At 70.6% G+C, this 22,748-nt stretch carries 23 protein-coding genes and 1 pseudogene; 15 read left to right on the forward strand and 9 right to left on the reverse strand.

All coding sequences use genetic code 11. From position 1 onward, the window contains the following. Window positions 1–37 precede the first annotated feature (37 nt). Both LG274_RS07040 and LG274_RS07045 read right to left on the reverse strand, forming a co-directional pair. Window positions 38–1,270: an MFS transporter gene (locus LG274_RS07040; RefSeq protein WP_023190119.1), complete on the reverse strand. Its 1,233-nt coding sequence runs from the start codon at window positions 1,268–1,270 to the stop codon at window positions 38–40. Then, window positions 1,267–2,919: an ABC-F family ATP-binding cassette domain-containing protein gene (locus LG274_RS07045; protein ID WP_248194529.1), complete on the reverse strand. Its 1,653-nt coding sequence runs from the start codon at window positions 2,917–2,919 to the stop codon at window positions 1,267–1,269. The genes LG274_RS07040 and LG274_RS07045 overlap by 4 nt, the downstream gene beginning before the upstream one ends. Before the next feature lie 427 nt (window positions 2,920–3,346). Between LG274_RS07045 and LG274_RS07050 the strand changes: the two genes are divergently transcribed. After that, window positions 3,347–4,285 (forward strand): hypothetical protein, encoded by a 939-nt coding sequence (locus LG274_RS07050; RefSeq protein WP_404463595.1) that lies wholly within the window; start codon window positions 3,347–3,349, stop codon window positions 4,283–4,285. A 41-nt stretch (window positions 4,286–4,326) separates the two neighbouring features. On the opposite strand, the pseudogene LG274_RS07055 reads toward LG274_RS07050, so the two are convergent. Further along, window positions 4,327–5,224 (reverse strand): annotated as a pseudogene (locus LG274_RS07055) (IS5 family transposase). A 489-nt stretch (window positions 5,225–5,713) separates the two neighbouring features. On the opposite strand from LG274_RS07055, the gene LG274_RS07060 reads away from it, so the two are divergent. The 6 genes from LG274_RS07060 to LG274_RS07085 all read left to right on the forward strand — a co-directional run bounded on the left by LG274_RS07060 (window position 5,714) and on the right by LG274_RS07085 (window position 11,309). Next, the gene (locus LG274_RS07060; RefSeq protein WP_404463597.1) at window positions 5,714–6,247 is read left to right on the forward strand and encodes a GNAT family N-acetyltransferase; all 534 of its coding nucleotides are present in this window, start codon (window positions 5,714–5,716) and stop codon (window positions 6,245–6,247) included. Between the two features lie 59 nt (window positions 6,248–6,306). After that, window positions 6,307–6,861, forward strand: a complete 555-nt coding sequence (locus tag LG274_RS07065) for a class I SAM-dependent methyltransferase (RefSeq protein ID WP_404463599.1) — start codon at window positions 6,307–6,309, stop codon at window positions 6,859–6,861. Between the two features lie 357 nt (window positions 6,862–7,218). Then, window positions 7,219–8,468, forward strand: a protein-coding gene (locus LG274_RS07070; protein WP_144862608.1) for an IS3 family transposase whose coding sequence is annotated in 2 segments (ribosomal slippage) — window positions 7,219–7,528 and window positions 7,528–8,468 — 1,251 coding nt in all. Because the reading frame shifts where the segments join, the coding sequence is not laid out codon by codon here. A gap of 196 nt (window positions 8,469–8,664) precedes the next feature. Further along, window positions 8,665–8,952 (forward strand): hypothetical protein, encoded by a 288-nt coding sequence (locus tag LG274_RS07075; protein WP_400345810.1) that lies wholly within the window; start codon window positions 8,665–8,667, stop codon window positions 8,950–8,952. Window positions 8,953–9,227: 275 nt separating this feature from the next. After that, window positions 9,228–9,695: a hypothetical protein gene (locus tag LG274_RS07080; protein WP_404463601.1), complete on the forward strand. Its 468-nt coding sequence runs from the start codon at window positions 9,228–9,230 to the stop codon at window positions 9,693–9,695. Window positions 9,696–10,238: 543 nt separating this feature from the next. Next, on the forward strand, window positions 10,239–11,309 hold the full coding sequence (locus LG274_RS07085) for a GNAT family N-acetyltransferase (protein WP_298986032.1): 1,071 nt from the start codon (window positions 10,239–10,241) through the stop codon (window positions 11,307–11,309). Window positions 11,310–11,332: 23 nt separating this feature from the next. Here the strand turns inward: LG274_RS07085 and LG274_RS07090 are convergent, their stop codons facing one another. Next, window positions 11,333–11,953 (reverse strand): LysR family transcriptional regulator, encoded by a 621-nt coding sequence (locus LG274_RS07090; protein WP_404466029.1) that lies wholly within the window; start codon window positions 11,951–11,953, stop codon window positions 11,333–11,335. A 71-nt stretch (window positions 11,954–12,024) separates the two neighbouring features. Here LG274_RS07090 and lysE point away from each other — a divergent pair, with 71 nt between their 5' ends. Beyond that, on the forward strand, window positions 12,025–12,639 hold the full coding sequence (gene lysE, locus LG274_RS07095; RefSeq protein ID WP_404463604.1) for an L-lysine exporter: 615 nt from the start codon (window positions 12,025–12,027) through the stop codon (window positions 12,637–12,639). Between the two features lie 15 nt (window positions 12,640–12,654). On the opposite strand, the gene LG274_RS07100 is transcribed toward lysE, so the two are convergent. From LG274_RS07100 to LG274_RS07115, 4 genes are read right to left on the reverse strand one after another with little or no spacing between them, the layout of a single operon-like run. Next, window positions 12,655–13,686, reverse strand: coding sequence for a methionine synthase (locus LG274_RS07100; protein ID WP_298714542.1), 1,032 nt, complete (start codon window positions 13,684–13,686; stop codon window positions 12,655–12,657). Then, window positions 13,683–14,729: a DUF1852 domain-containing protein gene (locus LG274_RS07105; protein ID WP_404463606.1), complete on the reverse strand. Its 1,047-nt coding sequence runs from the start codon at window positions 14,727–14,729 to the stop codon at window positions 13,683–13,685. The genes LG274_RS07100 and LG274_RS07105 overlap by 4 nt, the downstream gene beginning before the upstream one ends. Beyond that, window positions 14,726–16,036, reverse strand: coding sequence for a cystathionine gamma-synthase (locus tag LG274_RS07110; protein ID WP_362324170.1), 1,311 nt, complete (start codon window positions 16,034–16,036; stop codon window positions 14,726–14,728). The genes LG274_RS07105 and LG274_RS07110 overlap by 4 nt, the downstream gene beginning before the upstream one ends. A gap of 1 nt (window position 16,037) precedes the next feature. Continuing rightward, a complete protein-coding gene (locus tag LG274_RS07115) occupies window positions 16,038–17,387 on the reverse strand; it encodes an O-acetylhomoserine aminocarboxypropyltransferase/cysteine synthase family protein (RefSeq protein WP_404463609.1) in 1,350 nt (449 codons plus the stop codon). A 293-nt stretch (window positions 17,388–17,680) separates the two neighbouring features. Here LG274_RS07115 and LG274_RS07120 point away from each other — a divergent pair, with 293 nt between their 5' ends. From LG274_RS07120 to LG274_RS07145, 6 genes are all read left to right on the forward strand, one after another. After that, entirely contained in the window at window positions 17,681–18,409 is a 729-nt protein-coding gene (locus LG274_RS07120; RefSeq protein ID WP_404463611.1) for a class I SAM-dependent methyltransferase, read from the forward strand. Between the two features lie 188 nt (window positions 18,410–18,597). Then, entirely contained in the window at window positions 18,598–19,011 is a 414-nt protein-coding gene (locus LG274_RS07125; protein WP_135101203.1) for a VOC family protein, read from the forward strand. 144 nt (window positions 19,012–19,155) lie between these two features. After that, a complete protein-coding gene (locus tag LG274_RS07130; RefSeq protein ID WP_404463614.1) occupies window positions 19,156–19,629 on the forward strand; it encodes a GNAT family N-acetyltransferase in 474 nt (157 codons plus the stop codon). Window positions 19,630–19,840: 211 nt separating this feature from the next. Then, complete coding sequence (locus tag LG274_RS07135; protein WP_298986007.1) at window positions 19,841–20,053, forward strand: hypothetical protein; 213 nt, start codon at window positions 19,841–19,843, stop codon at window positions 20,051–20,053. Window positions 20,054–20,109: 56 nt separating this feature from the next. Further along, a complete protein-coding gene (locus LG274_RS07140; protein ID WP_404463616.1) occupies window positions 20,110–20,715 on the forward strand; it encodes a hypothetical protein in 606 nt (201 codons plus the stop codon). Window positions 20,716–20,725: 10 nt separating this feature from the next. Continuing rightward, complete coding sequence (locus tag LG274_RS07145; protein ID WP_298986003.1) at window positions 20,726–21,139, forward strand: DUF805 domain-containing protein; 414 nt, start codon at window positions 20,726–20,728, stop codon at window positions 21,137–21,139. Window positions 21,140–21,163: 24 nt separating this feature from the next. Here the strand turns inward: LG274_RS07145 and LG274_RS07150 are convergent, their stop codons facing one another. Beyond that, the gene (locus LG274_RS07150) at window positions 21,164–21,679 is read right to left on the reverse strand and encodes a hypothetical protein (protein WP_404463619.1); all 516 of its coding nucleotides are present in this window, start codon (window positions 21,677–21,679) and stop codon (window positions 21,164–21,166) included. 80 nt (window positions 21,680–21,759) lie between these two features. On the opposite strand from LG274_RS07150, the gene LG274_RS07155 reads away from it, so the two are divergent. Then, complete coding sequence (locus tag LG274_RS07155; protein ID WP_404463621.1) at window positions 21,760–22,722, forward strand: endonuclease/exonuclease/phosphatase family protein; 963 nt, start codon at window positions 21,760–21,762, stop codon at window positions 22,720–22,722. Window positions 22,723–22,748 lie beyond the last annotated feature (26 nt).

The following is a 22,748-nucleotide window of genomic DNA, read 5'->3' on the forward strand; positions in this document are numbered from 1 at the left end:
GGCCGAGCCATCGCCCGACCCCGCCGCGAGGCACGAGTCACGCCGCGTGGGGCTCGTCGGAACGCAGTTGCCCGGCCAGTGCCAGGACGCCGGCCAAGGCCAGCGGGACCATCCCCGCGGCCACGAACAGTGCTCCTGGGGCGACGGTGGCGGAGACCGCCCCCACGAGCCCGACGGACAGCGGCATGAACGCGATCGAAACGAAGAAGTCCAGGCTCGCCACCCGTCCGAGCATGTCCAAGGGCACGTGCGCCTGGAGGACGGTCCCCCAGATCACCATGCCCACTCCGATGCCGGCCCCGTAGAGCATCAGACCGGCCCCGATGATCCAGGGGTTCAGCGTCCAAGCAGGCAGGGCCAGCGGGACACATGCCAGAGCCCAGACTCCCACCATTACGGGCAGGAACCGCCGCGGCGCCTCCATGCCGCCAGCAATCAGCGAGCCGACCAGCCCGCCGACGCCCAGCGCCGCCAGCACCGCCCCGTAGACCGCGGCACCGTTCTCGTGGCCGTCGCGCAGCAGCACCGGCAGCAGCACCTCGAGGACGCCGGTCGTCACCAGGCCCATGACGGCGGCGAACAGGACGCTGCTCCTCACCCAGCGCGTCCGGAGGACGTACGTGAATCCCTCGGCCAGGTCCCGGAACGGGTGCTGAGGCGCCGCATTCGTATCTGGAGGGCCCACCGCAGGCAGGCGGGCGGCCAGCACCGCGCCGGCCGCGAGCGAAAGGGCAATGAGCAGCCCGCCCGCAGGAGGTGTCGTCGCACCGATGACCGCCCCGGTCAGGGCTGGTGCCAGGGCCTGACCGACGACGGGCCGCGTCGCCCCCTCGAGGCCGTTCACGGCCATCAGCTGCTCCTCCTCGACGAGCAGCGGCACCAACGCCGTGTAGGCCGGGAAGAAGAACGCCGTCGATGCCCCGACGATCAGTGCTGACAATCCCAGGAGCCAGTACTGAGCGGCCCCCATCGTGGCGAGGCCGGAGACGACACCGGCCGCCACCGCATTGACGACCAGGACGGCCACCAGGATCCCCTTCTTCGACAGGCGATCGGCGACGACGCCGGCCGGCAGTGAGGCAGCCAGCAGGCCGACGCCGCTCCACATGACGACGCCGGCCAGCGTCGGCGGATCAGCTCCGAGCTCCAGCACTTGCATGGCCAGGTACAGGTTCCAGGCACCCTGGCCGAAGATGGCCAGCACCATCGCCAGGAACAGCGGCCGATACCGGGGAGAGGACAGAGGTGCCAGTGCGGTGATCGAGGTCAACGGCTCACCCCCTCGGTGCTCAGCTCGAGACGCGGCCAGTCGGTCAGGTCTCGGAGCATCTGGCGGTCGTGAGTGGCCACCACCACGGCCGCCCGGGTCTCCCGGATGGCGTCCGTGAGCTCGTCCACCAGCGCGGCGGAGAGGTGGTTGGTCGGCTCGTCGAGCATCAACAGGTCCGGCTGTTCAGCCAGGCACAGCGCCAGGTGGAGCCTTCGCTGCTGCCCCTGAGACATCCGCCCAACGGGCGTGTCCAGGCTCCGCGGTTCTAGCAGGCCCAATGACCCGAGTGACGGCACACCGTTGTTCCTCGCCATCAGACCGTTGCGGTGCAGGTGCGCCTCGAACGCCTGCCGCGCCGTGTGTCGCGGGTTCCATGCGGGCACTTCCTGGGCGAGCAGCGCGATCTTCGCGCCCGTGTGCCGCAGGATGCGGCCGGCAGTGGGCTCGAGGATGCCGGCGAGGACCTGGAGCAACGTGGACTTGCCGGCGCCGTTCGGGCCGGTGAGCAGCAGGCGATCCCCGCCGTGGAGCTCGACGGAGGCCGGCCCGTGGAGGCGGCCGGCCAGGCCGACCCCCTCCGCACTGAGCAGTGGCCGGCCTGCCCTGGTCGTCGAGGCCGGCCACGTCAGGGACCGGGGCGGGTCCGGCACGGTGATCTCGTGCGCCGCCAGATCCCGCATCCTGCGGTTCAAGGTTTGGACCACGCCGCCGGCGCGAGTGGCCCGCTGGTGCTTGCCCGTCCCCTTGTCCGGACGCCACCGGTCCTGGAGACGTCCGCGGGCGGCCTCGGCCGCGCTGGTGAGGGCGGCGTGTTCGGCCAGCTGCTGCTCATGCTCCTGTTCCCAGGCGGCCCGCTCGGCACGCCGCCCCTTCTCCCAGGCCTCATAGCCTCCGGTGTACTGCCGGGGGCGACCGTCACGAGTGGGATCCAGGTCGAGGAAGACGTCGGCGACGTCCTTCATCAGTGCGCGGTCATGGGTGACCACGGCGAACCCCCCAGCGTGCTCCCTCAGTGCCCGTGTCAGGTACTCCAGGGCCCCGGCGTCGAGATGGTTGGTGGGCTCGTCCAGCAAGAGCAGGTCCACCGCAGAGCCCAGGACGACGGCCAGCCGGACGCGGTACCGCTGTCCGACGGACAGTGCCCGCAGCGGACAAGCCCGATCCGTGCAGGCGGACAGGCCGTGCAACGCGAGGTCGATGCGCCGCTCGGCGTCCCAGGCGTCGAGGGCGGTGGCCGTCTCCAGCGCTCGGGCGTAGGCGTCATCGGCTCCAGGCCTGCCCTCTGCCATGGCGAGGGTGGCCTCCTCGAGGCGGTCCAGGACACGGAGGGACTCGCCGATGGAGTCGTGGACGAGGTCACCGACCGTGCGGTCGTCGTCCACGTCGAGGTCCTGTTCGACGAGGGCGACCGTCCCTGCGCGGGTCACGGTGCCGGAGTCCGGCATCAGGGTGCCGGCGAGCACATGCAGCAGCGTGGTCTTGCCGCGGCCGTTCTCACCGACGACGGCCAACCGGGATCCGGCGGAGACCGTGACGTCCACGTCGTTCAGCACGGTTCGATCGCCCAGGGTGAGGGTGATGCTCTCGGCTCGGATGTGGGCGGCGCTGCCTGCAGGCAGGGCAGGGGTGTTCAGAGGGGTCAGGGTCATCGTGGTCTCTCAGCTCGTCATGGAGCCGGGCAGCACGAGAAAGCCGCCCGGCAGGGTGCCAGGACGGCGAGCGGGTTTCGTCAGGAGTGGTCCGCCGCCGTCAGCGAGCGGAGCGGAGCTTCATCGACGCGATGCCTCTGTACATGGACTCGACGATATCAAACGCGGCAGAGGAGTCCCGGATCGCCACAGACCTGTATGCCGAGCTATCGAGCGTCCCGGGGAGGCAGAGACTGGAAAACTGACGAGCGAGAGAGTCATGGTTTGGCCTCTGCGGCCCCGTCAGAGGTCTGCGGCTCGATAGAAGGCCCTCGCAAGCCTCTTGAAGCCTCAGCCTTGCCCATATGCGACCGTTTCACGAAAAGTTCTAGGACTGTCCACGTGCCACCGTCTGCCACGTCCGCCACACCGATTGGTGCTTTTTCTGATGACTTTCACTATCACTCGCGCAATTGAGACCTTGTCAGATCCGAATGTGCAGATCGAACACGCATTGCGGCAATGTCTGGTAGTGGCAAAGCGAATCCAGTCCGACCCTATGGTGGAATGGGTGAAGGGCGAGCTTCAGGGGTACGGGTCACCAGACGTTAAATCTCCGAACTATCGCTCAACTCTCTTCGCTCCATACAGGCTCACATTCCATGGTCCGATGGGCGCCTCGTTGCGTCAGTCACTCAGTCGTTCGGACATCCCAGAGTCATTACGAGTACCCGCAGAAGCAGACTTCCTACGCCAGCCCGTGGCGGAGGTCAGCGCCCTGACCCGAGACCGGGAGAACTCACCGGAGCTTAGCCTTCCTCTCATTTGGGTCGATGAGTTCCGTCGCCTCGGCAATGAAGGCAAAGCGCCCAGAGTTGAGATGATGGAGCTCGCATCGGCCTGCAGAGTCCTGCCCCGGACGCATCTGGAGGGCATCGTCGATCGTGTGCGCACCTCTGCCCTAGAGCTGCTGTTGGAGCTCGAAGCCATTGATCCATCAGTGGGCGATGTCGGCAAGGATGCGGAGGGCACACGGGGAGAAGCACGCAGCGTCTCTCTTCAAATCATCACCCAAAACATCTATGGCGACCGGGCATCGGTGGTCTCACAAGGGCAGGTTGACGGCGCCGCCTCAGTTGCAATTGACGCTCGCGTGACTCCTGGAGATCGTGAGGGACTTTTGGATGCTGCCGCCAAGCTTCTCGAGCCCGATCAGGTTGCAGATCTTCGACAAGCTCTCGATGAGGACGGCAATACGGTCGGTGAGTCCACACGCTCGTTTCTGACAAAATTGCGCGACGGGGCCGCCGAAGCTTCCGGCCAAGCTGCCGTGAGTGGCCTCACTGCACTACTGACCCAGTTCTTGGGCGGCACGTTTCCCTGGTGAGAGGAGCACGGCCCCCACTGATCGCCTACTAGGGCGTGTTGCTAAAGGATGGTAGTCAGCCAGTGCAGTGTCGCTGCGAGGCTGAGTCCGGCGTGATAGTTCCGGGCGTACTTGTCCGAACGCATCGCGATCCCTCGCCACTGCTTGAGCCGGTTGAAGCACCGCTCCACGACATTGCGTCCCCGGTAGCGCTGGCGCTGGTCTTCACCGAAGTCGATCGGCCGGCCCGGGCGTCTGCGCCGGTGCGTGATCTGATCGGCCCGCTCGGGGATCGTGGCCGCGATGCCATGCCGGCGCAGCCAGGCCCGGTTCGCCTTCGAGGGGTAGCCCTTGTCCGCAATCAGGCGGTCAGGCCGTGTCCGGGGCCGCCCACGGGCCCCGGCAACGCTGATCAGCTCCAGCGTGGTGGCCAACATCGAGGTGTCCGCGACCTGCCCGCCGGTCACCACGAACGCCAGCACCCTGCCCTTGCCATCACAGACCAGATGATTCTTCGTCGTCAGACCGCCGCGGGAGCGTCCGATGGCATGATCAGCCGGCTCGTCCGCTGATTTCTTGTAGTTCATCCAGGCCCCCTGTGGGGCGGGGCAGGGTCGCCCCGTGCTGGTGGACGCGCACGATCGTGGAATCGATCGAGGCCACCCAATCCAGCTCGCCGGCCTGCTGTGCCATGGACTGAGTACGCTCGAGCACCTGCTCCCACACGCCTTGGGCGGCCCAACGGTTGAAGTTCTTGTAGATCGTGTTCCAGTTCCCGAACCGCTCGGGCAGGTCCCGCCACGGAGCCCCGGTGCGGAAGCGCCACGCGGTGGCCTCGACCACCGCGCGCCGATCCACCGGCGGCCGACCCGTGGACTTCGGCGCGGGGAACAGCGGGCCGATCACGGCCCAGACCTCGTCCGAGATGACATCACGCGACATGACCCCAGACTCGCGCATCCACGTCCCCGAATCCTTTATCAACACGCCCTAGGACACCCTGCCGCCGGACGTGGCAGATGGCGATCCAGTAGCAACTCTTAGACATGCAGAGTGTTCGGAGTGGGCGTGGATGCGCTCGTGCGACCCGCAGGAAGTACCGCGGCTCCAGTCTGGAGGCGCCTTCTACGCACCCAGGCGAATTCGCACGGCCCCGTCCTGGATGCCCTTCTTCACTCATCTCCAGCTCGGCCTACTTTGCAGAGACGAACGTGTGGCGCGTGTTTGTGAACTCTTGGCCGCGCGTCGTGTGAAATCTTCGCTGCATCTCTACAGCAGCGAAGAGTTCCAAAACGCGCCAATTTGATTCATACGCTGTCGAGATGCAGCGAAGAGTTCCAAAACGCGCCAATTCGATTCATATGCTGGTCAGGGTCTGAAGGGTTGACGCCGGCTCCTCCTGCCCCTCGCTTGACCAGCGCACGGGATCACGGTCGCTACCCTCGACCCATGCCCGTCCGTCTGCGCCCTGCCGTCCTCGACGACGCCCCAGCTCTCGCGGCGCTGGCCGTGTCGCAGCGCGCACACCTGGCCCCCTGGGAGCCGGAGCGCCCCGACCGATGGTTCACCGAGGCCGGCCAACGCGAGGCCCTCGAGCAGGCAGACCGTGACCGCGCAGCGGACCGCTCCTACGCGTACCTCATCACCGACGCGGCGGGCTCGATCCTCGGCCGCCTCACCCTGGCCAGCGTGGTCCGCGGTGCCGGGCAGTTCTGCTCACTCGGCTATTGGGTCGCCCGCGAGGCGACGGGCCGCGGCGTGGCGACCGCTGCCGTCGGGCAGGCCCTGGAGATCGCCTTCGGCGAGCTCGGCCTGCACCGCCTGCAGGCCGAGATCCTCCCCCACAACCACGCCTCCCGCCGCGTGCTGGAACACCACGGGTTCCAGCGGTACGGCCTGGCCCCGCAGTACCTGCGGATCGCCGGCCGCTGGCAGGACCACGAGCTCTGGCAGCTCCTCGCGCCGGCGGAGGGGCAGCGGTGACCCCTGACGACGCCGCCCGGGAAGGACTTCTCACCAGCCGAGCCGCCTATAGCGCCCGGGTGGCCGAGTACACGGAGCTGCTGGGGACCATGGACGCCGTGGCCGAGGACGACAGGCTCCTGGTCGAAGCCTGGGCCGGCCGGGTGGATGGGGTTCTGGCCGACGTCGGCTGTGGGCCGGCCCACTGGACCGCACACCTGGCCTCGCTGGGCCATGAGGTGACGGGCATCGAGCCGGTCGAAGAGTTCGTCACCCATGCGCGCCGAACCCACCCGGAGGTACGCGTGGAGCCGGGCTCGTTCCAGACCCTGCCCGTAGCCGCCTTCGACGGGATCCTGGGCTGGTACTCAATCATCCACACGCCGCCGGTGGAGATGCCTCTCCTCCTGGAGCGCGCACACCAGGCACTGCGCCCTGGCGGGTCACTACTGCTGGGCTTCTTCGCGTCAGACCAGGTGGAGGCCTTCGATCACGCCGTCACAACGGCGTGGTACTGGCCGGTCGACGAGCTCGCGGGCGTGATGACCGCGGCGGGGTTCACCGTGGTCGGCCGCGGCACACGGCAGGACACGGGGGCCCGCCGGCACGGGTGGATCGAGGCTGTCAGGGAATGAATCGTCTGGCGCTTTCCGCCCCCAATTTTCCAGGGAACCGTCCTTCGCGATTCGCGTGCGATCTTCACCGCGTCTGGACAGTCAGCGAGCGCTCCCCCTCGAGCGCCGCAAACGGTCGTTTGTGTCTCGCAAGATTCAAGCCACAAGTCTCGCCACCACATCGCCGTGGGACGAGAGACGGCGAGGTCCTACTGGAAGACAGCTCCAAACGCCCTCAACCTGCCGGCCCGGCCTCCCCCTTTTCCCGTCGCAAGTGGCTTCCAGGTTTTAGACCTATGACGAGCGAGGTGGGTGCTTGACCCCTGATCTTGGACACGCTGATTCCAACACGATGATGGGGAAGCGAGAATCCGAGGGATGGCTAGGAAGAACTACACGGACGAGTTCCGGCAGCGGGCGGTGGACTTGTACGAGTCGACGCCCGGTGCGACGTTGAATGGCATCGCGGCGGACCTCGGGATCTCCCGCGGTGCGCTGCGGGAGTGGGTCGAGAAGCACGGCTCGGGCACGACGACCGCCGGCACCATGTCGCCGCCCACGTCGGGGCGGTCGGAGTCGCAGGCGGCGAGGATCGTGCGGCTGGAGGCGGAACTGGCGGCGTCGAAGGCGGAGAAGCTGAAGCTCGAGACGGAGCGGGACATCCTCCGTCAGGCGGCGAAGTATTTCGCCGGGGAGACGAACTGGTGAACCGCTTCCAGTTCGTCGAGGACCACAAGGACGCCTACGGCGTGAAGCGGTTGTGCGAGATCGTCGAGATCGCGAGGTCGTCGTTCTACGCCTGGCTCGCGGCGGCTCCGGGACGGGCGGCGAGAGCGGCCGAAGATACAGCCCTCGCCGCACGGATCAGGGTGCTGCAGGACCCCGCCCAGGGCGGCGACCGCGCCTACGGGGCACCCCGGATCACCGCCGACCTCAACGACGGCGTCACCACCGCCGCCGAGCGGGTGAATCACAAGCGCGTCGCCCGCGTGATGCGTGAGCACCAGCTGGTGGGGATCCGGCTGCGACGCCGGGTGAAGACCACGATCCCGGACCAGTCCGGGAGGAAGTTCCCCGACCTGATCGGCCGGGACTTCTCGATCGGGGAGCCGAACCGCCGGTACGTCGGCGATATCACCTACCTCCCGATCGCAGACGGGTCGAACCTGTATCTCGCGACGTGCATCGACCTCGGCTCCCGCAAGCTCGCGGGCTGGCAGGTCGCCGACCACATGCGCACCGAACTCGTCGAGGACGCACTCCGCGCCGCGGCCCGCGACCGCGGCAGTCTCGCCGGCGCCGTGTTTCACAGCGACCACGGCAGCGTCTACGCCTCGAAGGCCTACGCGGCCCTCTGCGAGCAGCTCACCGTCGTCCAGTCCATGGGTGCGGTGGGCACGAGTGCCGACAACTCACTCGCGGAGAGTTTCAACGCCGCGCTCAAGCGGGAGCTACTCGAGGGCCGGGCCGCATTTCCAGATCAGGCCACGGCCTACCGGGCCGTGTTCCGATGGGCGAACCGCTACAACACCCGCCGACGCCACTCCACGATCGGCCAGGTGAGCCCAAATAGCTACGAGAACGCCTACGACGCCGCGAGGTCAGCTACCCTCACGGAAGCGGCATAACCGAACCGACACCGTGTCCACGATCAAGGGTCAAGGCCCGTGGTACGACACGCGCGGCCTTATCCGGGGCATAGACGGGCCAGATTTGGGACAGTAACGTCTGTCACATCGCTGTGAGGCACTTTGGCCCATACCGCCGAGAGTGCATCACCCAGGCGGCACTCGCCGGCCCTGGATCATCCGTTGAGGAGCCCAGATGAGCAGCACGACAGCAGCAATGGTCAAACCCATCGAAGACAACGGCCTCGTCCGTGCGCTGATCATGACCCAGGGCGTCGTAACGGTGCTGATGGCATTCGCCTTCCTTCCGCTCGGCGTTGCAGGGATGCTGGTAAACGCAGCCCTCGCCTTCGGCTCGCACGGAGAGAACCGTCGCCTGTTCGCAGGATTCGCCATCGCCGCAGCCGTCGCCTGCGCATGCGTCGGGCTGTTCCTCTTGCCCGCAGGAGCCAGCTCGTCCTCCACAAGCGCTCCGGTCGGCTGAACCGCGCTGGCCTTCCCTGCCCACGCCGCCCCGGGCCGACGCCCGTGACGTGACCGTCCGGACTTCTCCCCAGGCTGCTCACCTCGCGCATGCCAACCGAAATGGCCGCCCCTCGCGGACCTGGCAGAACCGGTCGTCTCCACCGTGCTCGGTTCTCGCCGGCGGCGATCCTCAGAACAAGGCGCCTGGACGTGATAGACGGGTCACCTCCAAGCTCGCGCACTGCTCACAGACTGGCGCAGTCCAGTCCTCGTCCCGGACACCAGGAGCAACTAATGACACGCAGAGCAACCCTCTCATTCACAGCAGTACTTGCCGCCGTCGCGCTCTGCGCCACCGGGTGCGGCCCGGACCGCCCGGGAATCTCACTGATCGACGACGCCGGCACGCGACTCCTCGTGGCGGACGAGCCTTGGGTGCAACGTTCGGGCGAGTCCAGTCAGCTCGTGACCGGCCGCCTGGAGCTCACCGACGGCGGATGCCTGGTGGTAGCGGAAGAGGACACGGTCAGCGCACCGGATGCCACATCCGATCCCGTGGCCTTCCCCGCCGGGTCGCGGATCGAGCGGGAAGACGACCGGGTGGTGGGCGTCCGCACCCCGGACCGACTCATTCGCCTCGGTGAGAGCCGTGGCTACACGGGCGGCAGGGTCATCCTCGAAGACCTGAAGCCCGAGGTGCGGACCGCCGTGAAGGGATGCCCAACACGGCACAACGTGTTCGTGACCGACGCAGCGGGGTGACCAAGGCACCCACGGAGGGATCAGTCGTGGATGGACCACGAGAACGTCCGACCCACTGCGGCTAGGGCCCGCCTGTTAGTCATGCTCGGGCCTAGGCTGAGTGACTTTGCGCCCGGAAGGGGCCGGCGGCGCTAACGGTCGTTTGTGACAAGGGGCCCCGCCATGCGCCGTGCGCGCCACCTCCGGCCCTGTCCGCCCGCCACATGACTCGCCACAACCAACCCGCCAGAGCGGCCGCCGCCCGTACGTTTCTGGCGAGCCCTGGGGCGCGCGGGGCGCCCGCCTGGACACCCAGTTTTCACGCCGACCGGATCCCGCCCGATATGCGAAGAGTTCCCCGCGCGTCAGGTGAAATCCGCGCTGCATCTCGACGACAAAGGCCCTTGCCCACCGATCCGCGTCGTGACACAGTTCACCCCATGATGCAGCAGCAGTGACCCCGTGGGTCCGACGACCCACCACCGGCCTCCCCGCGCGCCCGTCTCGAGCACGGCTCGAAGGGTGCCTCTGCGCCCACCCCTTTCTTCAGAAAGCAGTCACCGCATGCCTGACATCATCGAATTCCCCCTGCCCGCCTCGTCGGACGACCCCCACTGGCGGGCCTACTGCCGCCTCGGAGATGAGTACAACCACGAGCTGATCGGCACGACCGAGTGGGACGAGACCCCCACGAACGCGCTCATCCAGGCCGCCGCCGAGACCGACCACACGCAGCGCCGCTACCTGGCGTACGTCGACGGCGAGGCGGTCGGCTACGCCCGCGTCCTGATCAACCACGTCGACGACCCTGACGCGGCCGCCCTCAATGTCTACGTCCACCCGCGGCACCGCGGACGGGGCCACGGCCGCGCACTGGCCGAGCGGCTCGTCCAGGACACCGCCAGCCTCACCCGTTTCGAGACCTGGCCGCTGACGCCGCGGCCGGTGGCCGGGCAACGGGCGCTCACCCCGCCCAACGGCGCCGGCGCGGTGCCCGCCGAGCATCCGGGTGTGCATCTCGCCCAGTCCTACGGCTTCGCGCTCGTCCAGATCGAGCGGGTGAGCCGGTATGACTTCGCCGATCCGGGGATCGACCCCGCCGTCGCCCTGGCCGAGGCCGAAGGCGTCTCGGCGGACTACGAGCTCCACGCCTGGGAGGGCGCGGCCGACGCGTCCCTGCAGGACGACCTCGCCGTCCTCAAGGCCCGCATGGCCACGGACGTGCCATCCGGGGAACGCACCGTGGTGGAGCAGGTCTGGGATGCGGCCCGCGTGCGTCGCATGGACGAGCAGATCCTGACGACCGGGCGGCTCTTCCGCGCGGTGGCGCGGCACCGTGCCACCGGTCGGATCGTCGCCCTGAGCGAGCTGGTGGCGCCCCGCTCGCGCCCGGACGGGCTGATCGACCAATGGGACACCATCGTGCTGCCCGAGCACCGCGGCCACCGCCTCGGCATGCGCGTAAAGGCGGCGAACCTCATCGCCGTGCGCGACGCGCTGCCCGAGGCCCGCGCGATCATCACGTGGAACGCCGAGGAGAACCGGCACATGCTCGACGTGAATGAGGCGCTGGGCTTCCGGCCTGTGCTGGCCGAGGCGTCCATGGAGGCGTCGGCACCGCTGCGACGTCGCTGACGGTCCGCGACCTCGGTGCCGCCTCACCCCCGCTCGAGCGTCCGCTGGGCCGCCTCCCGCACCGCCTGTGTGAGCCTCACCAGGCGCGTCACGGGCAGCGTGGCCGCCTGCCAGTACAGGGGCACGAGGACGTCGTCGAGCCCGGGCACGCGGACCAGCCGGCCGGCGCGCACGTCCTCGACGGCCTGGGCGTCCACGAGCATCCCCCACCCCAGGCCGGCCCGGACGGACCGGTGGAACCCTTCGAACGACGGCGCCAGGTGCGTGGGCGGGGCGACGTCCAGCCCGGCGCCGCTCAGCGCGAGGCGCTGCAGGTCGTCCTTCGCGTTGTAGCGCATCATGGGCATCGCGCCGAGGTCGACGACGTCGCCCGCCGCGTGTCGCGCGAGCAGGGCGGGCGAGGCGAGCGGGACGTAGCGCATGCTCCCCAGCGGCTCCGCCGCGCACCCCTGCACCGGCTGCGGCTCCGTGGTGACGGCGGCCAGCACCTCGCCGCGCCGGAGCAGCACCTGGCCCGCCTCCCGCTCCAGGGCGCGGATGCGCTGGCTGACCGCGGAGGCGCTGACGCCGAGCTCGTACGCGGCCGCCTCGAACGAGCCCTCATCCGCGATCGCACGCAGCGCCTGCAGCTGATCCAGGTTCATGAAGCAGAGCTGAGGCACCTGCAGTTCTCTTCGTTTGGCTCAGGCCCGGCCGGGCCCTAGCGTCCTCACCCATGTGGACCCTCGCCGGCACCGGCCTGCTCACCGGACTCGCCCTCATCGTCGCCATCGGCGCCCAGAACGCCTTCGTGCTCCGCCAGGGCGTGCGCCGGGAGCATGTGGGCGCCGTCGTGCTGGTGTGCATGGCCTCGGACGCCGTGCTGATCCTGGCCGGGACCGCCGGGGTGGGCGCGCTCGTGCAGGCCGTGCCGTGGCTGCTCGAGGTGCTGCGCTGGGGCGGCGCCCTGTACCTGCTCTGGTTCGCGGTCTCCTCCCTGCGTGCCGCCCTGCGCCCGCAGGGGCTCGTGGCCGAGCAGGCGCCGCGCACCGCGGGTTCGGTCGTCGCCGCCACGCTCGCGCTGACCTGGCTCAACCCGCACGTCTACCTGGACACCGTGGTGCTGCTGGGCAGCCTCGCCAACCAGCACGGTCCCGACGCGCGGTGGGTCTTCGCCGCCGGCGCCGTCGCCGCCTCGGTCCTGTGGTTCACCGCGCTCGGCTACGGCGCGCGCCTGTTGGCCCGGGTGCTCGCCGACCCGAAGGCGTGGCGCGTGGTGGACGTGGTGATCGCGGTGGTCATGGCGGTGCTCGCGGTCCGGCTCATCACCGGTTCCGACGTGTGGGGCTGAACCGACACCGCCCCCTCACTCCCCGCCCAGCTCCTCCCGGAGGATCCGCGCGCCGGCCACGAGCGCCGCCGTCTTGTCCCGCGCCACCGATCGAGCCAGCGGCGCCATGCCGCAGTTGGTGCTCGCGATCAGCTTGTCCGCGTCCACGAACTCGAGGGTCTCCCGGAGGGTCGCCGCGACCTCCTCGGGCGTCTCGATCTCGTCGCTCGCCACGTCGATCGCGCCGACCATCACCTTCTTGCCGCGCAGCAGGCCGATGAGCTCCGCCGGCACCCGGGAGTGGTGCCGCTCCAGGGCGATCGTGTCGATCGTGGACTCGCGCAGCAGCGGGAACGACGTCTCGTACTGGCGCCACTCCTCCCCGAGCGTGGCCTTCCAGTCGTTGTTCGCCTTGATCCCGTAGCCGTAGCAGATGTGCACGGCCGTCTCACACGTCAGGCCCTCGGCCGCACGCTCGAGCGTCGCCACGCCCCAGTCGCGGACGTCGTCGAAGAACACGTTGAACGCGGGCTCGTCGAACTGCACGACGTCGACGCCCACCGCCGCCAGCTCCCGCGCCTCCTCGTTGAGGATGCGCGCGAACTCCCACGCGAGCTTCTCGCGGCTGCCGTAGTGGCGGTCGGCGAGGGTGTCGATCATGGTCATCGGCCCGGGCAGGGTCCACTTGATGGGCCGGTCCGTCCGCGCGCGCAGGGCCTTCGCGTCGTCCACGAACACCGACGACGGTCGGCCCACCTCCCCGACGACGGTCGGCACGCTCGCGTCGTACCGGTCGCGGATCCGCACCGTCTCGCGCCGGTCGAAGTCCACACCGCCGAGGTGCTCGATGAACGTGGTGACGAAGTGCTGGCGGGTCTGCTCGCCGTCGCAGACGATGTCGATGCCCGCACGCTCCTGGTCGGCCACGGCGAGGGCGAGCGCGTCGAGCTTGCCCTCGCGCAGCCGCTCCCCCTCGAGCTTCCAGGGCGACCAGAGCGTCTCCTCCTCGGCGAGCCAGCCGGGCTTCGGCAGGCTGCCGACGAGGGCGGTGGGGATCAGGGTGGTCATCGGGTCTCCTCGGTGTCTCGTGCGGCGTGGGCGGCGGCCCAGCGCTCCAGCAGGTCGCGGTGCGGGCCCACGAAGTGCTCCTGCGTGTACTCCCCCTGCTCCCGGCCGAGGCGGGCCCGCTCCTCGCGGTCGTAGACGATCCGCGTCAGCGAGAAGTCGCCGTGGTCCAGGCGCGGCCGGTAGACCTCACCGGCCCCGGCGTTCGCGTTGTAGATCTCCGGCCGGTAGATCCTCTGGAAGGTCTCCATGGTGGCGATCAGCCCGGCCAGGGAGAGGTTCGCGTGGTCGTTGAGCAGGTCGCCCCGCGAGTAGAACGCCAGCGGCGCCACGGACCCGCACGGCAGGAAGCACCGGATCCCCAGGCCCATCCGACCGAAGTAGCGGTCCGTGCGGGAGGCTTCGTCCTGGCGGTACTCGACCCCGAGCACCGGATGCTCGTTCGTCAGCCGACGGTAGGTGCGGCTCGTGGACACGCTGATGCAGATCACGGGCGGCTGCGGGAACCGCTCCCGGTACGCCTGCGAGTCGAGCAGGTGCCGGAACAGCCGCCCGTGGAGGTCGCCGAAGCCGTCAGGCTCCTCGGTCCCCGGCGATGTCGCCGCGTGCGCGGGCAGCACCACGGAGAAGTCGTGGTCGCGGACGTAGGAGGAGAAGTTGTTCCCCACACTGCGGCCGAGCACGGCGCCCGTCGCGCGCTCGACCACCCGCACGTCGAGCATCTCCATGAGCGGGAAGTCGACGTCCGCGCCGTCGTCGGCGGTGAAGTGCACGTCGATCGAGACGATCTCGATCCGTGCCGCGTAGCGGTCCCGCTCCGGGTTGTCCCAGGGGGCGAGGTCGTTGAGGCGCCCGTCGATCATGGCCAGGGCGGCGCGCAGGTTCTCCCGCCGGTCCGCGCCGCGAGCGAGGTTCGCGAAGTTCGTGGTGGCGCGCGTGCTGGCGGCGGGCGTGTAGTCCTCGTCGAACGGCGTTGTGTGGATGCTGAACGTCAGGTCGTCCACGCGGGTGGGCACGGTGCTCGTGACAAGGGTGGCGTGGCTCATCGGGTCCTCTCCGGGGTGCGGGCGCGGGTGGTGCGGTGGTGGGCGGGGGCGGGACGGGGCACCGCGGACGACGACGGCGCCCCGCGGCCGGCGGCGACGCGTGCGGCGCACTCGAGGCCGGCCTCGAGGTCCGCCTGCAGGTCGGCCACGTCCTCGATGCCGACGGAGAGCCGGACCAGGTCCGTGGGGACGGCCAAGGGCGTGCCCCGCACGGAGGCGTGGGTCATCTCGGAGGAGTAGCAGAGCAGCGATTCGACCCCGCCGAGGCTGACCGAGAGCGCGAACAGCTCGGTGGCCTCGGCGAACGCGCGGGCCGCGGCCTCTCCCCCGGCCAACCGGATGGAGACGATGCCGCCGAAGCCGTCCATCTGCCGCGCGGCGAGCTCGTGGCCCGGGTGGTCGGGCAGCCCGGGGTAGAAGACCTGGGCGACCTCGGGGCGGCCCTGCAGCCAGCCCGCGAGCGCGGCGGCGTTGGCGCCGTGCCGGTCCATGCGCAGGCCGAGCGTCTTGAGGCCGCGGGCGGCGAGGTAGGAGTCCTGCGGGCCGGCGACCGCACCGGCGGCGAACTGCTGGTAGGCCACCGCCTCGGCCAGCGCCCGGCCGCGGAACTCGCGGTCGGCCACCACCACGGCGCCGCCGAGCACGTCCGAGTGCCCGCCGATGTACTTGGTGGTGGAGTGCACCACGACGTCCGCGCCGAGGTCGAGGGGCCGCTGGAGGTAGGGCGAGGCGAACGTGTTGTCCACGACCAGCAGCGCGCCGGCGTCGTGGGCGATCTGCGCCCAGGCGGCCAGGTCCGCGATGCCGAGCAGCGGGTTGGACGGCGTCTCCACCCACAGCAGCGCGGTGCGGCCGGGGCGGACGGCCGCGGCGACCGCCGTCGGGTCGGTGATGTCCACGGGGGTGTTGGACACACCCCACGGCTCGAGGACGGTGGTGATGAGGCGGTGGGTGCCGCCGTAGCCGTCACCGCCCAGCACGATGTGGTCGCCGGGGCGCAGCACGGCCCGCAGGAGGGCGTCCTCGGCGGCGAGCCCGGAGGCGAACGCGAACGCCCGGTCGCCGTGCTCGAGGGCGGCGAGCTGGGTCTCGAAGCCGTTCCGGGTCGGGTTGGAGCCGCGGCTGTACTCGTGCCCGGCGCGCAGCACGTTGATGCCGTCCTGCACGAAGGTGCTGGTCTGGTAGATCGGCGGCACCACGGCGCCGGTCAGCGGGTCGGGCTCCTGCCCGGCGTGCACGGCGGTGGTGGTGAAGCCGCGGACGGCGGGACGGGAGACGGAGCGGGTGGTGTGGTGGACGGCGGTCATCTCAGCGCACCTCCTGGGTGACGGCGGCGGTCTCGGGGACGGCGGGCGTGGCGGCGGGGACGGCCGGCACGGCGGCGGTCACCACGGCCAGGGCACGGTCCAGGTCCGCGATCAGGTCGTCGGGACACTCCAGCCCGATGGAGAGCCGGACGGTGGTCTCGGCGATCCCGGCGGCCTCGCGCTGCTGCCGCGTCAGGCGACAGTGCGTCATGGTCGCCGGGTGGGAGACGAGGGACCGGGCGTCGCCGACGTTGACCACGAGCTGGAACAGCTCGAGCGCGTCGAGGAACGGGGCCACGGCCTCGCGGCCGCAGGCCAGGTCGAAGGAGAACACCGAGCCGACGCCGTCCGGGAAGTCGCGGGCGGCCAGCGCCGCGCTGGGATGCCCGGCCACGCCGGGGTGGTGCACCCGCGCGACGGCGGGGTGCCCGGCCAGGTGTTCGGCCACGGCCAGGGCGGTGGCGGTGTGGCGGGCCACGCGCAGGTCGAGGGTCTCGAGCCCCTGGATGAACTGCGCCGCGCTCGCGGGGGCGAGGGTGGGGCCGAGGTCGTGCAGGAACTTGCTGCGGGCCAGCGTCAGGTAGGCGCCGCGGCCGTGCCGCTCGACCAGCGTCTGCCCGCCGTAGCGGGCCTTGGGCCGGGCCAGCTGCGGCCACCGGTCGGGCGCCGCGCCGTAGTCGAACGTGCCGCCGTCCACGATCGCGCCGCCGAGCACCGCGCCGTGCCCGCCGAGGAACTTGGTGGCCGAGTGCACGACGACGTCGGCGCCGTGCTCCAGCGGCCGGTAGAGGGCCGGCGTCGCGAGGGTGCTGTCCACCACCACGGGCACCCCTGCCGCGTGGGCGAGGTCCGCGAGCGCGGGCAGGTCCGGGAGGGTGGCGAGCGGGTTGGTGATGGCCTCGAGGAAGAACGCGCGGGTGTCGGGCCGGACCGCGGCCGCCCACGCGGGCGGGTCCGCCGGGTCCGCGAAGGTGACCTCGATGCCGAAGTCCGCGAACGTGTCCGTCAGCAGGTCGACGGTGCCCCCGTACAGCTGGCTGGAGGCGACCAGGTGCTTGCCGCCCTGCAGCAGCGCCAGCAGGGACAGCGCGACGGCGGCCTGGCCGGTGGCCGTGGCGATCGCGCCGATGCCGCCCTCCAGTGCGGCGAGGCGGTTCTCGAACACCGCGACGGTCGGGTTGCCCGTGCGGCTGTAGGTGAAGCCGGGGGTCTCGAGCCGGAACATCGATGCCGCCGTGGCGTGGTCCGGGAAGCGGAACGCCGTGGTCTGGTGGATGGGCGGGACGACCGGCCGGTGGGGTGCGGCGGGCTCGTAGCCGGCGTGGACTTGTTGCGTGGCGTGACGGGGCATCTGCTCTCCTCCATCGGTCCTGGCGGTAGCACCGGGCCTGCCGTTCCCGGGGTCCGGGGCGGCGGGCGGGTTGCTGCGGCGTCGTCGAGCCAGATCTCTCGGCCGCTCTGGATGGGTGGTGAGCCCATCCCACGCGGCGGGCCGCCGCGAGTCCAGCGGACGGCCGGCTCGCGCGTCATATGAGCCGCCACCGCGCCATCCGGGACCGGCCGGAGCCTCTCCGGGGCGCGGCGGGCCGGGGCAGACCCGTGTGACGGACTGGCGTGGAGGGGCGGTGTGTCACACTCCCGGGCATGACACAGAGCACACCGGGCGGACCGGCCACGGACCTGCCCGACTTCCGGCCCTCGGGCAACCAGGGCGTGGACCCGGCGCTGTACGAGATCGAGAACGCGGCCATGGACCGTGAGGGCGCCCTCTGGGCGGCGCTGCAGGAGGCGGCGCCTTGGGCCGGGCGGACGCTGCTCGACCTCGGTGCGGGCACCGGCTTCTGGCTGCCCCGCTACGCCGACGCGGCCGAGACGATCGCCGTCGAGCCGGACGCGCGCCTGCTGGGGGCCGCCCGCGCCCGCCCCGGCGGGGCTCGCGTGCTGTACGGCTCGACCGAGCGGATCCCGCTGCCGGAGGCGAGCGTCGACGTCGTGCACGCCCGGTTCGCGTACTTCTTCCCGCACCCGCGCTGGGACGTCCGACCCGGCCTGGACGAGGTCACCCGGGTGCTGCGGCCCGGCGGCGCGCTCGTGGTGATCGACAACGACACCGAGCGCGGCCAGTTCGCCGAGCTGCTGCGGGCGAGCACGAACGCCGCGGCGCAGGGCGAGGACACGTACGCGCGCGAGTGGTGGGCCGGCGTCGGGGCCGAGACCCGTGAGGTCATGAGCTCGTGGACCTTCGACTCCCGCGCCGACCTCGAGGCCGTCCTGCGGCTGGAGTTTGAGCGAGGGGTCGCCGACGCGTGGCTCGCCGAGCACCCCGCAGCGACGTCACTGAGCTACGGCTACCTGCTCCACGTGTGGCGGTGAGCACGAACCCGCGTCGTCAGACGCCTACCCCCCGCGGCCCTGACACTGGGACGCCCCCGCCGCCGGAAGGACGGGCGCGGTGGCTGGCCGCCGTCGGGCCGGCCGCGCGGTGGGTGGATGCGGGGCGCGACGACGTCGACTGAGGCCGAGACGCTGACGCGGACACCGAGGTCGCTTAATGTGTGGCCATGGTCAGCCTCCCCGTGCTCCAGCAGCCGGTGATCGACGCCGTCGACATCCGTTCCGTCGCGGAGTTCTACCGCGAGCTCCTCGGCCTCCACTACCGCGCGGGCGACGAGCTCGCGGACGGCCGCGAGCCGGACAGCGCGGACTGGCTCGTGCTGCTGGACGACGACGGCCGCCGCGTCCTGACATTCCAGCGCACCGAGGAACTGAAGCCCAGCACGTGGCCGTCACCCGAGGTGCCGATGCAGCTGCACCTGGATTTCACCGTGCCGGACCGAGATTCCCTCGACGCGGCCCACGACCACGCCCTGCGCCTGGGCGGACGCCTCGTCCTGGACCGCTCCGACGACGAGGACGAGCCCCTGTACGTGTTCGCGGACCCGGCCGGCCACCCCTTCTGCGTCTTCGTGGGGTGAGCGCGGCAGACCACGGCGACGGCACCGTGGTGACCGCGGCGGGGGTGGTTTCACGCACATATCGAAGACAAGAAGCCGGTTCAGTGCCGTCGGTAAGGTTGTCGGGTGATCCCGCAACCCACCGATCGACTCACGTTCCGGTGCATGACCGACGCTGACCTCGACGACATGTGCCGGCTCCTCGGAGACGCGGAGGTCATGCGCTACTACCCGCGAGCCAAGTCGCGCAACGAGGTGCAGCGGTGGATCACCTGGTCGAAGGACAACTACGCCAAGCATGGGTTCGGCCTGTGGGTCATCGAACACCGGGCCACCGGCGACTTCATCGGTGACTGCGGCCTGACCTGGCAGAACGTCGACGGCCAAGAGGTCCTCGAGGTCGGCTACCACGTCCTGCCCGAACACCAGGGACAGGGACTGGCAACCGAGGGGGCCTCTGCCTGCCTGCGATACGGGTTCGAGACACTCGACGCAACGATGGTCACCGCGATCATCAACCCCGACAACATGGCTTCCCGTCGCGTGGCCGAACGAATCGGCATGACCGTGTGGAAGAGCACGCATGACCCCAGTGGAGCGCCGATCGTGGTCTACAGTAGCCGCGGCCACGAGGCATGACGCACTGAACTGCCGCAATGGGTGCCTGCCCGTTGAGAAGACACGCCCTGCGCCCAGCCGGCCAGGCGCTTCTGCGTCTTCGTGGCGTGGGCGGCCGGGCCACGGCACGGCTCAGCGGTGACGGCGCTGGCTCAGCCCTCGAGTCGCTGGTCGAACTCCTCGTGGTCCAGCTGGCGGTGCATGCGGTCATCTTCAAGATACGGTGCCGTCCATGCATCCGGACCCGGCCGAGGCCATGCTGCGCGTCGCCCGGGCGCGCCCCAGCGGGGGCCGCGTCGAGTGGCGGCGGGGCACCGCGGAGCTGATCGAGCCGGCGTCGGCGGACCTGGCGGTGGGCCGCGTCTGGAGCGACTGGCACGGCCGCCCATTCGACGCGGCGGAGCACCCGTTGATGATCATCGGGGCCTGTCCACAGGGGGCCTGACCCGTCCACCCGTCATGGCAGGATGACGCATGCCAGACGTGATGTGACGGGGAACCATGACGGACACGACCACGGCCCGCCCCATGCGGCCGACCCACCACGACGACGACCCGCCCGTCCGCGGGACCGGCCACCTCCGGCACCCGGTGGTGTCGGGCGGGCTGATCGGGGTGGTCGGCGGCGGCGCCTTCCTGTTCGGCTGGATCGCGGGGCTGCCGGCAGAGCACCAGGGCACGCTGCGGGGCGTCGCCATCTCGCTCATCAGCTTCACCCTGGTGGTGGTGCTGCTGCGCCGGCGGATGTTGCCCACCGTGCCGACGCCCGCCCGCGGCGCGCTGCGCGTCTACGGGATCGCCGTCGTCGCGATGCTGGCGCTCCTCCCCGTGACGCACGTGGTGGCACTCGCGCTCGACGCACCGACGGCGCAGATCGCCCTGGTGGCCGCCGTGGTGGGCGGCCACTTCCTCCCATTCGCCCGGGCATTCCAGGCCCCGGTGTTCTGGTGGATCGGCGGGGCGATGGCCATGCTGGGGCTCACCGGTGCCGTACTCGCGGCTCTCGGCGATCCCGTGGCCGGGCCCGCGGGGGCGGCCGCAGCGGGAACTGCGATGCTCGTGATCGTCGCGGCACAGGGGCTGCTGGCGTCCCCTCGGCAGGACTGAGGGCCGGACCATGAACATGCTTCAGGCCATCCGCCGCTACTACGCCGGCTACGCGCAGTTCAGCGGGCGCGCCTCCCGCGCCGACTTCTGGCTCGCGGCGCTCTACGTGTGGCTCCTGCAGGCCGTCGTTCACTTCGTGTCCACCGTCCTGGACGTGTTCCTCCTCGGCTCCCCGGACCTGTCCCTCCGCGACGCGGCCGTCCTCCTGGTGGGGATCACGCACGCACTCCCCTCGCTCGCCCTGCTCGCCCGGCCCCTCCACGACGCCGGCTTCAGCCGCGCGTGGCTGTTCCTCGGGCTGGTGCCGTTCGTCGGCCCGCTCACACTCCTCGTGTTCGCGCTCCAGCCGTCCACCCCGCGCCTCGGACACCCCGCCGCTGCGTCGGACCCGGTTCCGGCGGGGGCCACGGCCGCGCGGCGCTGACCCCCGCAGCCGTGTCCGGCCCGATCAGTGATCGTGGTCGGCGTGCTCGTCATGGCCGGACTCGGCGTCAGCGGCCTCCTCGGGCTTCACGGACTCCGGCTGGCCGGTGACCACGGCCATCTCGACCGGGGAGAACTCCAGGTCCTTTTCCAGGACGGTCTCACCGGTCTCCAGGTCGACGGCCACGAGCTCTTGGGCCTCCGCGTCGCTGACGTAGGCGGTGTTCCCGGCCACCTTCAGGATCGGGCCGGGCTCCTGCCACTCGTCCTTCTCCTTCCACGGCTCGATCACCGGGTACTCGGCGGTGACCTCACCGGTCTCCTCGTCGATCACGTTGACCTCGCCGTCGTAGGTCAGCACGACCGCGGAGCCGTCCTCAGCGCGGCCGAGCGAGCGGAACCAGTAGGACGAGCCGAGGTCCACGGTGGTGAGCTCATCGGTGCGGGTGTCGATGAGGGCGATCTCCGTGGGCCGCTCGACGGCTTCCTTCGGCTCCTCCTCGACCTTGTGATCACCCAGGACGATGGGTGAGTCATGCAACCCGAACAGGTTCCCGGAGCGCTGGTACTCGGTCTCGGAACGAAACCCAGGGCGCTTCACTCACCCTTGCCCTGGGCGTGGTGACCGTGTTCGCACCCCAGAGCGCCTCAGGGCAGTGGCTGAGCACCCGCCTCATGCTCGCCCAGGCCCTCGCCTTCCCCGGAGTGACGGCGGCAGGTCTCGTCCTGCTCGCCGTGGGAGCGCTCGCGCTGCGCCGGTGGGCGAACGCGCGCTGGAGGTCGGGGGCCGGCGTCGTCGCGGTGGTGCTGGTGAGCCTGGGCGCGGGCCTGCTGGCCTGGCCGGACGGCCCGCCGTGGGCGGCGGAGCCTGCCACCGCGGTGGGGAACACGGGGCGCGACGTGCGGGTGACGGTGTTCAACAGCCTGGACACCCTCACGGCGGCGGATGTGCGGCACCTCATCGACGTCGCCGACCCGGACGTGCTGGTCCTGCCCGAGGCCACGCCGGCGCGGGTACGGGAGGCCGTGGCCGGGACCGCCCTGGCCCAGGGGGTGCACGAGGGCGCCGACGACGGCTTCAGCCAGGGACGTCCCCGCGGAGTGGCGCCGACGACGGTCGTGGTCCACCCCCGCATGGGACACTACCGGCCCGCGCCGCCGACACCGACGACGTTCGGTGCCGTGCGCCTGGAGCCGATGCCGGGAACGGACGGCCCCGTGGTCGTCGGCGTCCACACGGCGCCTCCATTGCCGCGTCTGATGGACGCCTGGCGCGCCGATCTCAGCCGACTGCAGGCGACGGACCGGGCGGGGGCGGAGGGCTGCATGATCCTGGCCGGGGACCTCAACGCCACCCTGCGTCACGGGCCGCTGGCGGAGCGCACGCACCTGGCGGACACCGCCCGGCGGTGCCCGGACCCCACGGACGGCACATGGCCCGCGAGCGCTCCCCCGTGGCTGCAGGCTCCCATCGACCACGTCCTCGTCACCGGCGACGTCGAGGTGCTCTCCTGCAGCGCCGTCCGGGTGGGTGCGTCCGACCACCTGGCCTACTCGGCAGAGCTGCGCCTGCCCCGCCCCTGACCGGGGGCGGGGCGCGCCCGCGGCCG

The sequence above is a fragment of the Micrococcus antarcticus genome (assembly GCF_044872765.1).
In the GTDB taxonomy this organism is placed as follows: Bacteria; Actinomycetota; Actinomycetes; order Actinomycetales; family Micrococcaceae; genus Micrococcus.